This window comes from Thalassotalea fonticola (assembly GCF_032911225.1).
Taxonomy (GTDB): domain Bacteria; phylum Pseudomonadota; class Gammaproteobacteria; order Enterobacterales; family Alteromonadaceae; genus Thalassotalea_A; species Thalassotalea_A fonticola.
The window spans coordinates 1,365,310-1,378,037 of sequence record NZ_CP136600.1 but is presented as its reverse complement, the minus strand read 5'-3'; the positions used below and the strand labels follow the sequence as shown (position 1 = coordinate 1,378,037).

Below are 12,728 nucleotides of genomic sequence, written 5' to 3'. Positions count from 1 at the left end.
GCTCTGAACTTTCTTAACTCATTCGTAATTTTTAAATAAAAATTAAAAAAATAAGAAAAACATTACGGATTTTTCAGTTTAAAACACTCTTTATATAAACGCGCTACGGTTAATTTTAAAATTTTATCTTCCTGGTAAGGCCTGAAATTAAAATTGAAATTTTAATCGTTAATAAAAAATCAAAGCAAAGTCATTATTTACAAGAGAGCCCAAAACATGAAAAAAATATCATTAATTAGTCTAAGCATACTTTTATTAACCAGCTTTGCTAGTCAGGCAAGTAAAGCCGAACGTTTTAATAAATTAGATGTCGATCAGGACCAGCACCTGAGCATGTCGGAATTTAAAGTGAATTTGGACAATCACTTTGTCAGGTTAAATATTACCGACAGCAAACAGCAAAACCAAATGCTGAAAAATGGTTTTAAGCGCAAAGATAGAAATAGTGACGGCAAAATAAGCCTAGAAGAGTTTACTGCGCCAGCCAAAAAATCAAATAAAAAAACTAAGCCGAAAAATAAGTAATGAGCAAGCTGCAGTTAATTTGAACGATCCCAACCGTGTTAACTCTTGGCAGTGTAATGGCTGCCTTGAGTTAACCAACCTACCGGGTTCAAGCCATCGCTATCATAGTGAAAAACAATAAATTACCACTGAAGGGGAATACCCAATTATGAGATTTAAGTTAAAAAAACGACTGTGTCATCGTAGATTCGTCGATGCCGTTAAGTGCGCTTTGGTATTGACCCTATTATCTACTGGAATGGCTGATGCAGCCACTATCAATGTGAATACAAGCGTCGGCTTTGATAAAGATAATTACAGCAACGCTGCTAATATCGATAACAACTGGAGCAACAGACAATTCATCTCCATTAAAGATCTAAATGATGCCGCTTCAGCAAAGGTTGCCTACGTACAATTCAACGTTGCGCAGTATAGCCCTACGGGCGTTACGAAAGTCGAATTGGTATTGTCTGCTCGACAAGTTGCTGGCGACACCACAGTCGAGCTAAGGCAAGCTTCCAACACCACTTGGGACGAAACGCAGGTTAACAGCAGTACTGCGCCAAGTGTCAGCTATGGTGCAACCGTACTCAAATCATTCGATGTCACTCAACTTGATAAAGTACTTGATACTGCACAAGGTGAGCTATACACCATAGATATTACCGACTTGATCACCAGTGCCGGCGATTATAGCTTTGCGCTTACCATTAGCGCCAATGCTAACTCGGTAGATTTTTTTAGCAGTGCTGCGCAAGAAGGCTTTAACCAGCCACAAGTTAATTTTTCTGGCACGAAAGGCTTTAGCGTTAGTCCAAGTTATTTTATCGTTAAAGGCGGAGGCAACGTAACAAACAGAAAGCAAATCATCACCATTACCAATGAAGGCTCGTACGATTTTACCTTCAAAGGTAATGATACAGCACCGAATGGGATATTATATGAAGAATATAATAAAACCAACAGTACTTGTAATAGCAATACCGTGTTAGCTACTGGCCAATCCTGTGAGTTTACCTTAATCCAACTAAAAACTGCCACGACGGTACCAAATCATGACATTTTTCGCATAAAGTACCTATATGCGGATCTGGATAATACAACTCGTAGATTCCCTCTTTTTATTAAAGATATTAGCGCTGAAGCCACAGCAGAGCAAGCTAAGCGTAGAATTGCGCCGCTACTGAAGAATTTCAGAGTGACAGATTTGGGCACCGACACCCCGATCGCGGCTCTGCCGATTGCGGGCACTGCTTATGATGCTAAATTTAACATCGATGGTTACCACGACTCTTATCGCACTATCATCGCGCTTTTCGATTGTGCTGACACCACTGCTGAAAGTTGTGCCGCAGGTTTTGGCAGCAACATTGGCTGGGTTGAAGCTACAGCCGGTTACGCTACTACTGGGGCAACCACCTATAACAGTTATGCCTCTTCAGTGACCGAGTTTACCGGCACCATCACCATGCCTGCCTACAGTAACAATCTTGTTGCCCGAGTGTATTACCGCGCTGATGTCGACGAAGCGATGAAGCACCATTTCATCTCTGTCATTGCTGCCGGCGGACAGGGTATGTCACTCGCTGATGGTTTAGGCCGTAAAATTATCATTGAAGCTGCACAGTAAGGAAAATTGCGATGAAATTAATACATAAAACTGCCACGGTTGTTGCACTTATCAGCACAACCTTTTTGACCCCTGCATTGGCAACATTAGACGTCAGCCAAGAGCAAATCTATTTTTCCCTGCAAGAAGAGAATGAGCTCAGTACAAAAACTACAACGGTGACCATCGTCAATAATTATGCAACGGCGGTTGATTTAACCGGACAGATTGCAGTGATGAGAGACAACAATGCAACAGATAATATTACCTATGTTGATAGCTCTTGCCAGACAAGTATCCCTGCTAACGGTGAATGTTATGTTGTTTTTACTTACGAGCAACTCGATCATAACTTTCAGGGCATGTTATTGGAGGTAAACGATGCTACGGCGGGCATAACATTACCAATTTTTGTCAGTAATTATTTTCAGCAATCCACAGCCAAAGAAGCCGCTCGCAGGTTGAGCCCTTTAGTGGAAGACGTTCAAGTGTTTGCCAGTACCGATACCACATTCACAACACCACTAATCGGTGCTTTATCTGCCGGTGACTATAAGGTTCGCTGGACCGTTTTAGCGTATGAAGACCTAAAAAGCAAAGTGGTTATCGACAATTGTGGCTTAGTGAGCGCTGCCGACCCAGCCTGTGCTAGTGCTGAATTTACCAACCTTGATGAAGTCGCAAACTCCGGTGTATTAGCCAGCACAATGCTAAGCACGCATAGCTTTACCGATTACCACTATCAAGGGGAAACCACCTCTCATTTACAATTTACCAGTGCCGATTTTACCATTCCGGCCTATGGTGATGGTGCGCATTTATTAGCGCTGCGCTTTTACAGTACCAGCTTAAAAGACACCGATGATGGTTTAATTAAAAGGATTAGTACGATTCTTGCCGGCTCATTGAATTTCATGGGCCAGGCAGAAGCCGGCTATTATTTCACTGATGGTCGCCGCTTGACCGTTGAAACGCCATAAGCAATAACAGGACTTGAATATGATCAACAATAAACTTCCACTGCTGTTCACCGCGATGTTATTGACAGCATGTGGTGGCGAAAGCCAGGTAGAACCAAACGAAGAATTGCCACCGGAAACTGTGTTGCCGGAAGATAGCATCAACTCTGATACAGATCCCGTAGATGGGAGTAATATTGAATCAGATACTGCTACCGAACCAACAGATAATAATGATACACCTGAATCTATCGAGAGTGATAATAATGCCGTTATCGACCCTGATTCAGCCATCCCTACGAGTTTGAAAATCACCAGTAACGGTAGCAACATTAGCCTAAATTGGGCCTATATCGCAGAAGCTACGGCATACAATGTGTACTACAACGAAGGCGAAAACGTCGATCAAACTGACGTGCTGTTTACCACAAGTAATACCCGATTTACTCATCCGGGATTAAGTGAGTCGTTGCACAGTTACAAAGTGCAAGCGGTTTATCAAAACGGCGAAACATTGAGTGATTTATCGGCCAAATTACAAGCCGACTTAGTTAAACAAGTCAAATTAGAAGATTAAAGGGGAAGCTGATGAGTAGTAAAAATAAGACTAGTACTGGTGAAGTAGAGCAACAAAAGCAGGAAAATCGCCGCAATTTTATCAAAAAATACGGTAAACTGGCCATAGTCACCCCGATGGCAGTGACCGCGTTAATGACCCCGATAACTTCGAAAGCAATGAACTCCGATACTGGCCCTAGCGACATTATTTAGAATTCATCTTATTAAAGCCATTGTTTTTTACAGTGGCTATTTTCACTTGTAGTGTCATGAAATAAGGCTCCATGCGTAAACTTATCCTAATGCTGGACATAGTAAATGTCAGATCGTATATGAGCCATAATACATTAAGATTTCCTACATGATTCATATACTATTTACAACAAATAAAGATCCGCATAAATTGCAAGTTAGCAACTTATATTGAAGAACAATAGTGTCAGGTTGAAAGCGATAACCTGAACTTAGCTTTATCATTATTAGGCTTGAATATCTGACTGTTTTGTCGCATCAGCGGTCATAACCAATGCTCGTGATTCAGTTCGTTCATATGAATAAAACACTTTCTTTATTCTGAAAAACTCCAGAGCGTTCCGTAAATTCCAAAATCGAAGTAGATTTACCACAAATAACAGTAGTTTTGATTATGGTCATTTTCCTCTAGGTATGTGCGACATATCTCACAGCGTTGTGGGATAATCCTATTAGTTTTCTCTTCTATTTCTTACAAAAAGTCACCAGCCCATATAAACAAGGGCCTTCAGAGATGTTCGATATAATTCATTATAATTGTGGTTAATTATTTTTAGTTTACAGGTTTTGAAATGTAACTGGTTTGTTAATATACATATTGTCAGGAGACATAGGGTTTAGGACGAACCGGCAAGGATGCAATCATTTTTGTTATTACCATAGAGGGTAATAACGTTATGGACAGCTCGCTATACAATATGGATATTGTTTCATCAATTAAATTGGACTTTAATTGTGACATAGCTTAAAGCTCGCGGGATTGAGTATTTCAGGATGAATGCAGGAAGCAAAGGGAAAAATGGATTTTAAATCGCGTGGGGCGGTGATAAATGGATTATTAAGGACCCAACTCAAGCCGGAAGCTTAAAGTTATTTTTAAATGAGACACTGTGGTGTCTCATTTTTTTTGCTTGATGAATGAGTTAACTTAGAATGACATAGATGGTTTAAACTCTGTTGCAAATGGAGTTACTTTCATCCCGAACGATGGCGTCGATAATAAATAAATTTACCTCTTAATTTGATCTTTCACATTAATAAGCCATAATTTTAATTAAGGAACGAATGTACAATTTTAGAGGGATTTTATGCAGAGGCATTTTTATCTTTGCGACGATATAGGTGATTTGAAGCTTATATCTTCAGAACTAGAAAACAATGGGTTTTCAAAGCCCCAGATCCATCTTATTTCAAAAACTCAAGGTACCCAGCACCTTGATACATTTATGCCAATCACCGATGAAATATTTAAGTCATTACTGTTAGGTAATTATAACCTTTATCTTTCGGCATTTATTGCCGTATTGATCACCATAGTTTCTTATTTTTATGGCTTTATTCTGTTTAGCCTTGTTTGGTTTTCATTAGCCGTTGTCGTTTTATTTTTTACTTTTTTTACTAACCAAGCCCACAACTTATTCGTTAATACCAACAATACCGTGGATCCTGAAATGATCAAAAGCGAAATAGCATCAGGTCGTTATGTATTATTAGTCGAGCTTAGTTCACGGCAAGAGCCTCAGCTTAAAAGAGTAGTTACAAAGCACCCTGAACTTAAAATGGCAGGAAATCACGAAGTCTTTCTTAACTGAGCGTTGTTTATTTCATGATTGCTTTAAGTAAGTTTTGCGCTTGTTCAAAGTCATAATCCGTAACTGATTCTGCAATTAAATTCAGCTGTTCATTAATCAGGCTATCTAGCTGAAATGTTTGTAATTTGTTTATCAAATCTTGAGCTTGAGTGTCAAAATTGGCTAGTAAATCAGCTAATTCATCAAAATGTTGAACTAATTGTTCTGCAGCAATATTCACTTTAATGCTAGTATCGGCTGACATGATTGATGAAAGTTGTTCAAGGTCTTTTAACACAGGTAAAAGGTGAGTCATTAATTGCTCAAAGTGCTCTTTTATTGTTGCTTCGCTGTCGTTATTTACACAAGCAGCCTCTAATGTTTCTGCAGCAGCTTGCACATCTTCAGCGCCAATATTACCTGCAACGCCTTTTAATGTATGGGCATAACGAGTCGCTTCTTCATCATTATTTTGTTCGGTAAAAGCAGCTTGAGTAAATCGCTCTTTAAAGTCTAGATTCGCGTTTCTAAATTTGACTAAAAGCTTGTGATAAAGCTTGCTATTGCCCTGGGTAATAGCCAAGCCTTGCTGAGTGTTGATACCAAATAAAACATCAGGAATTAATTGCGGTTCAATTTCAATGACATCAGAGCTGGCAAGAATTGTTTCTCCTTGCGGTATTGAATTTTTCGGGAAGATCCATTTCGCCATGGTAGTAAACATATCGCGTATGTTGACAGGTTTTGAAATATGATCATTCATACCCGCGGCAATTACTTTTTCTTTATCGCCAGACATCGCGTTGGCTGTCATGGCTAATATAGGTAAGTCTTTAAACTTTGACTGCTCTCGAAGCATTCGAGTGGCTTGGTAGCCATCAAGTACGGGCATTTGACAATCCATTAATACACCGTCAAATATTTGGTTTTGTAAAATGTCGATCGCCTCTTGACCATTATTGGCTATCACTACTGTCATGCCGTTAGTGGTGAGTATTTCAACGGCCAATTCTTGGTTTATTTCATTGTCTTCAACTAGAAGCAGATGGGCTCCATTTAAGTGTTCTAGCACCTCATTAGTTACGTCTGCTCTGGTTTGGTGAGATCTTTTTATGATCTCGTGCCCAAGTGAGAGCATAATGGCTTCATATAAACTTGAAGCGGTCACCGGTTTTGCAAGTACATTGTCGATATTAGCTTTATTAGCCGCTAGCATCGCTTCCTCTTTGCCATATGAAGTTGCCATAATTATTTTAGGTTGTTTGGTAATGCTTTGATGCTGCTGAATAGCCTGTATAGTTGCAACACCATCCATTCCAGGCATTTTCCAGTCCATAATGATTAACTTATAAGGATCGACCTCATTTGACTCAACTATTGTTGATAGCGCTTTGGCGCCGCTGTTAACACTGGTAACGATGAAACCTAAACTTTCTAACATTGAAGACAAAATTTCTCGAGCCGAGCTGTTATCATCTACAACCAGAACGTTAAGCTGTTCTAATTTGAGCGCTTTATCTATTTTCTGTTTTTGTTGAACCTGTTGTTTTTCAAATAAAGCGGTGAAATGGAAAGTACTGCCTTGGCCTTCAACAGACTCAACACCTATCTCACCTTGCATTAGTTCGGTTAAGTTTTTACTAATGGCTAAACCAAGACCTGTGCCACCAAACTTTCTGGTAGTAGATGTGTCAGCTTGTGAAAATGATTGGAACAGTTTTTTCTGTTGTTGTGCGTTTATACCAACGCCAGTATCACTTACATTAAAGCGTAATTTAACGCTATGTTCGTCTTCATCAATAATTCTTACACTAATGAGAACTTCACCTTCTTCGGTAAATTTAACCGCATTATTACCAATGTTTACCAACACTTGTCCAAGCCTTAATGGATCGCCTATTAATGCGGTTGGAATATTACTTGGAATATCAAATATAAGTTCTAAACCTCTATCTTCGGCGTTAAAACCAACTAAATTTGCAAGATTGTCAAACACATCTTCAAGGCTGAACTCGATTTGTTCCATATCAAGTTTGCCCGCTTCTATTTTAGAGAAATCGAGGATGTCATTAATAATGCCAAGTAGAGTCTCTGATGAACGATGTACTTTCTCAATATAGTTTCTTTGCTTGTTATCAAGGTCGGTTTTTAATGCTAATTGCGACATACCTATAATGGCATTCATTGGGGTACGTATTTCATGCGACATATTGGCTAGAAAATCACTTTTTGAGGCGCTGGCCTGCTCAGCTAAGAGCATTGCATGCTCTAACTTGTCTTTTGTTGACTCTATGACTTGCTTTTGGTTTTCAAGATCTTCTGCCTGCAATTGAGTTTTAACCAGTAAGTTTTCTGTGTTACTGCGATGGCGAGCACTTAATATCGCAATAGCAATATTTTCTTCTACGGTGCCTAATAGCTGTTTATGTTGGTTGGTAATTGGTGTTAATGAAACAAGTTCAATAACGGCGAGTAGTTCATTGTCGTAGATAAAAGGAAAAAGAATTAAATGTTTGGCGTCAGTATTACCTGTTAATGAGCTAATGTTAAAATAATGCTCTGGCAATTCATTAATGACTAATGTCTGGCGATCAGCAAGTACTTGTCCGGCAAGCCCTTGATTTTTGCTAATAGATTTATACTCGTCTGGTACTTTATTTAACGCATACCCGGTTAAAAACTCAAGTGTTTCCTCTGCAGTGTTATGGCTGTAATAAACACCACCTCGCATATTCATATGCTGACAAAGCGCGGTAATAACACTATTGGCTATCTGCTCTTCTGACTGGTTACCCCGGGCCTCATCATTAACAATACTTTGGCCTGTTTTTAACCAATGTTCCAGCTTTGATTTCTCAAAATTTTCTTGCAAGGTTGTAGTCATCCTTGCCAAACTTTGCATAAGCGTATCTTTGTTTGAACGAGGTTCAATCTCAACATTGTAATTACCACTGGCAATAATATCGGCTTTTTCAGCAATGATTCTCATATCTGAAATCATTCTGTTAAGCATAAGCGCTAATTCATCTTCATCTGATTCTGCTTCTATATTAATATCTACAACGCCCAAGCTAATTTGTTTTAGCGCTTTCTCTTTAGTTAATAAGCTTTTGAGCATCATTTGAAAAGATTGGCCTAAAGAATCTTTAGCTGATAACAATGAAACCTTGGTTGATAAATTACCGCGAGCAACGTTTTTAGCTATTTCAGCTTTAACATCTAAACTTGTTAGAAACCTATTAAAAGCGTCTGAAATTAAGCCGACTTCGTCTTTGGCATTATTTTCAAAACGTAATGATAAGTCACCAGTTTTCTGAACATTTTCAACTACCTTAACTAATCCCTTGAGCGGTTTAGTGATAGCACGAATAATCATCCAGCCCATAATAATAGTAAGTATTAATACAATAGCCGAAGTAGCAATAACAGTAACAACACTTTCATCATTGCGTTTTTGAACTTGTGGGCCCAGTGTGTCTTGATCTTTTTTAAGTGAAAGCTTTATTTTCTCAGATAGTTCGGCAATTTTTTGATCGTGAGGTAACATCTCTTGTGCTATTAAATCGTTACGAGAATAAATTGTTTCTACCATTTGCTCAAAAGACTCAAGGTAAAAAAGGCGAGCATCAATAAATTCAGCTAGCAATAATTTACGATCGGGGTTTTCGATATTGTCTATGATATCTTGCAGTGTGTCTTCAAAGCCTTTGCCTAATTCGCTTCGGACGCGATCAACGTTAGCTTTTCTATTTTTGTCTAAGAACTTTAATACGTAAAGGCGGCCAAGCAATACACCTTCTAACGCTTTACCTGCATGATACGATGCGGTTGCATCTTGATCTGCAAAAGCAGAAATCATAATTGATTCAATATTTTTACGCATTTTGATCCCTTGTGGATCTAAGCGCTGAGTTAAAATGATGTCTCGTTGACGCAGAAGTTTAAATACTTGCAGCGATACGTTGCGATATTGGTCAATACTGTTTACTAAATCGATACTAAGTGCTTTACGGGTATCATCGTTTAAAGCGTCTTGCTGTTCAACTGCAAAGCGCTTGGCTTGTGCAATACGATTTTGAAAAATATCGAAATATTCTTCGTCACGAGTTTTGAGGAAACTACCGGCAGCTCTTGATGCCATCAACATATTCGCTTGTACTCGTCCTGACAACACACTTTTTCGGGCAAAATCACGATAGGATTTAAAATCTGCATTACTCATTTGCAGATCTTTAATTGATAAGCCAACACTGAATAACATAATGAGGAAAATAGAGGAGAAAACTAGCGCCATTTTTGCGCCAATATTGAATTTTGCAAGCATTGAACAATCCCTATGAATCTAATACCTTAAAAGATATACGCTTTTCTCAATTTTTTAAAGTTTGTAAGATTAAAGTTTAAACATTTTTTGGTGAGAATGAATTTTGCAATTGGTATTGAGAATATTGATGAACCGGTCCGAATAAACAGAATAGCGAGCTAACTAGATTTCTCTAAATAAAAAACCTCAACATTTCTGCTGAGGCTTTGTTAAAAATGATGCTACTGTACGAATTAAGCCAATTATTGTGCCTTAGGGCCAATACTGTCAGGTATTTTCATATGACGGTGAAAGTCCTGAGCTTTTTCTTTAGACGCTTTACGTTGAGCTGCGGTAGTGCAAATTCTTTTTTTAATGCGAGTACCTGTTAATACAATATTTTCGCATTTATAGCCCAATTTATTTTTGGTTGTAGCGCCTTCAGTGTTATTAGCGAGATTTTGTCCTTCACTACTAGCAGGAGCATTTCCATTATTTTTTTCAAGTTGATTGGCAGCAACAATGTCAGTTGCTTGTTCCGTAGAAGCTTGTTCATCAGAGTTAGTAGAGCTGCAGCCGGCTAAAGTGACTAAAAATAAGGGGAGTAATATTTGTTTTATTTTAAATTTCATTTTAATTCCTTGTTAAATTTAATTTTCAATTTTCAATTTTCAATTTTAACTTATAGTATTTATGTCCTTGTTACAACTGAATAAAAAGTATTGTCAACTAGAAAAGAGTCGAGGCATGTTGTGTCAATAATAGGGTAAAGTAGGTGGGTAGTTGGTTTTAATGATGTTAGTGAAATTAACTATAGAAATCGAGTAATGAATTGTTACAAAAAACTAATCGAGGGTAGGGCTGCTTGCTTTCTACGCAGGAATGGTATCGACTCTGTTTCTGACTCCCTCGACAATTATTCCTGCATTTTTCTACCTAAGTGCATCCATGCACTAGTGCGTCGCTTTATCTCAGCTATCCATGGAGTCATGTCGGAGTCAAACTACTGCTTTTCGTATTATACCATTGGTTTTAAGACTTGATTTGACTACATACTTATGAAAATTGGTATTAGCTACGGATCTAACCAGTAGGGCAGTTCAATTTTCTTTATACAAAAACACGCAGTTTTGAACGTTTTTAAATCATTTAAAACAATCACTCTGCTTTAGTTCAACCCTTGCCACCACGGCAGAAAACTTATATTGGCTGCAATTGCTACAGGTTCGCCAACAATTGGTGTAATAATATCAATACTCGCACTTTTGCCTAAATGAGTGATCCGCTCTAACGGTTCATACCAAGGGTGAAAGGCTAGATCGAAGGTACCGTTATGAGCGGGTAGCATTCTTTTACCTTTTACATCAATATGGGCTTGTAAACTTTGCTCTGGGGTCATATGTACATCTGGCCAATCTTTATCATACGCCCCAGTTTCAATAATGGTCAAATCAAATGGCCCGTACTTTTCACCTATGCGCTTAAAGCCATCAAAATAACCGCTGTCGCCACTGTAAAAAACAGATTGTTTGCTGCTTTTTATCACCCACGATCCCCAAAGTGTTTTATTACTATCCGTTAGCCCCCTGCCGGAAAAATGTTGCGCTGGCGTCATCGTTAGCTCTAGCCCTGCAATTGTAGAAGACTGCCACCAATCAAGTTCAATAATTTTGTTACTATCAATTCCCCAAGCTTCCAAGTCAGCGGCTATGCCTAATGGAACAATAAAAGTTGCAACTTTTTTAGCCATCGCCTTAATTGCTGATTTATCTAAATGATCATAATGGTTGTGTGAAATAATAACTCCTCTAATTTCTGGGAGTTCTTCAATACTGATCGGTGGTTGATGAAACCGTTTAGGTCCGATAAAACTAAATGGTGACGCCCTGTCAGAAAAAACAGGATCTATCAACCAAAAGGCATTCTCGGCTTTAAGTAAAAAGCTTGAATGCCCCAAACGAAATAGGGTGATACTGTCTGCGGGCAAGCTTTTTAATGCTTCAGTACTAATTCTCTGTACAGGTATAGGCTTTATTGGTGCTACGTCTTTGCGTTTTTCGCTTAAGTAGCGCTTGATGTATTCAGGAATTTTCTTTAGCGACATGGTGTCTAAAGCTTTGCTATTTTGAAACTTACCGTCGTTAAATTGCGGTGAATTTTCTATAGTTCCATGGTTACTATTTGGTTGTACTATGGCGCATGAAGTCATGATTGCTCCTAGAATAACAATAATTAAGAAAAGGTTTTTTATCATATAAGGTACTTAAAATGTAAACTACACTGTGCAGTGTAATTAAAATGCATTGAAAAGTAAACCACTCAGTGTAATATTGAACCATTCTGGAAAAATCATTGGTATAACAGGACAACTAATGGCTAGAAGTAACGAAAAAAATCAAGCAATAATCGCTGCAGCTATCAGTGAATTTAAAAACAAGGGTTTTGAAACCACGAGTATGGATCAAATTGCCCATAGCGCAGGGGTTTCCAAGCGTACTGTTTATAATCATTTTGCGAGTAAAAATTTATTATTTGATGCGATTATTAAACAAATGTTGGCATTATTCACCACTGCAGTCTCTATTCATTATCAGGCAGATAAGAGTTTAGCGTTGCAGTTAACTGACATTGCTGAACAAGAACTTCGTTTATTGTCTGATCCGGCGTTTATTGATTTGGCTAAAGTCATAATGGCCGAGGCTATGCACTCTCCCCACCGTATTAATCAAGCACTAGCAGAAGTTGAAAAACGTGATGGTAATTTATCTGGCTGGATTAGTGCCGCAAATGCTGATGGCGTATTAAAAGTGGATGATGCCGAGTTTGCGACTACTCAGTTCTTTGCTTTACTTAAAGGTTTTTGTTTTTGGCCACAAGTAGTACAAGGCCAACCATTTCCTGATAAATCACAGCAACAGGATATTATTAGCTCAGCCGTGACGATGTTCCTTGGTAATTATCAGAGTTAA

The 12,728-nt window shown here is 38.5% G+C and carries 10 protein-coding genes; 7 read left to right on the top strand and 3 right to left on the bottom strand.

Annotated features, from left to right (window positions below):
- Positions 1-216 precede the first annotated feature (216 nt).
- The 6 genes from RI844_RS05695 (at position 217) to RI844_RS05670 (ending at position 5,477) form a co-directional block, all read left to right on the top strand.
- Complete coding sequence (locus RI844_RS05695) at positions 217-525, top strand: EF-hand domain-containing protein (protein WP_348397476.1); 309 nt, start codon at positions 217-219, stop codon at positions 523-525.
- A 148-nt stretch (positions 526-673) separates the two neighbouring features.
- Positions 674-2,137: a CBM96 family carbohydrate-binding protein gene (locus RI844_RS05690; protein WP_348397475.1), complete on the top strand. Its 1,464-nt coding sequence runs from the start codon at positions 674-676 to the stop codon at positions 2,135-2,137.
- A gap of 11 nt (positions 2,138-2,148) precedes the next feature.
- Positions 2,149-3,096, top strand: coding sequence for a hypothetical protein (locus RI844_RS05685; RefSeq protein WP_348397474.1), 948 nt, complete (start codon positions 2,149-2,151; stop codon positions 3,094-3,096).
- A gap of 19 nt (positions 3,097-3,115) precedes the next feature.
- The gene (locus tag RI844_RS05680) at positions 3,116-3,652 is read left to right on the top strand and encodes a hypothetical protein (RefSeq protein WP_348397473.1); all 537 of its coding nucleotides are present in this window, start codon (positions 3,116-3,118) and stop codon (positions 3,650-3,652) included.
- A gap of 11 nt (positions 3,653-3,663) precedes the next feature.
- On the top strand, positions 3,664-3,846 hold the full coding sequence (locus tag RI844_RS05675) for a hypothetical protein (protein WP_348397472.1): 183 nt from the start codon (positions 3,664-3,666) through the stop codon (positions 3,844-3,846).
- 1,127 nt (positions 3,847-4,973) lie between these two features.
- Positions 4,974-5,477 (top strand): LYR motif-containing protein, encoded by a 504-nt coding sequence (locus RI844_RS05670; RefSeq protein ID WP_348397471.1) that lies wholly within the window; start codon positions 4,974-4,976, stop codon positions 5,475-5,477.
- A 7-nt stretch (positions 5,478-5,484) separates the two neighbouring features.
- On the opposite strand, the gene RI844_RS05665 is transcribed toward RI844_RS05670, so the two are convergent.
- From RI844_RS05665 to RI844_RS05655, 3 genes are all read right to left on the bottom strand, one after another.
- Positions 5,485-9,780 carry a response regulator gene (locus RI844_RS05665; RefSeq protein WP_348397470.1) on the bottom strand — a complete coding sequence of 1,432 codons (4,296 nt, stop codon included), beginning with the start codon at positions 9,778-9,780 and terminating at the stop codon, positions 5,485-5,487.
- Positions 9,781-10,022: 242 nt separating this feature from the next.
- Positions 10,023-10,391 (bottom strand): hypothetical protein, encoded by a 369-nt coding sequence (locus RI844_RS05660; protein WP_348397469.1) that lies wholly within the window; start codon positions 10,389-10,391, stop codon positions 10,023-10,025.
- Between the two features lie 536 nt (positions 10,392-10,927).
- A complete protein-coding gene (locus RI844_RS05655; protein WP_348397468.1) occupies positions 10,928-11,968 on the bottom strand; it encodes an MBL fold metallo-hydrolase in 1,041 nt (346 codons plus the stop codon).
- 163 nt (positions 11,969-12,131) lie between these two features.
- Here RI844_RS05655 and RI844_RS05650 point away from each other — a divergent pair, with 163 nt between their 5' ends.
- Positions 12,132-12,728 carry a TetR/AcrR family transcriptional regulator gene (locus RI844_RS05650; protein ID WP_348397467.1) on the top strand — a complete coding sequence of 199 codons (597 nt, stop codon included), beginning with the start codon at positions 12,132-12,134 and terminating at the stop codon, positions 12,726-12,728.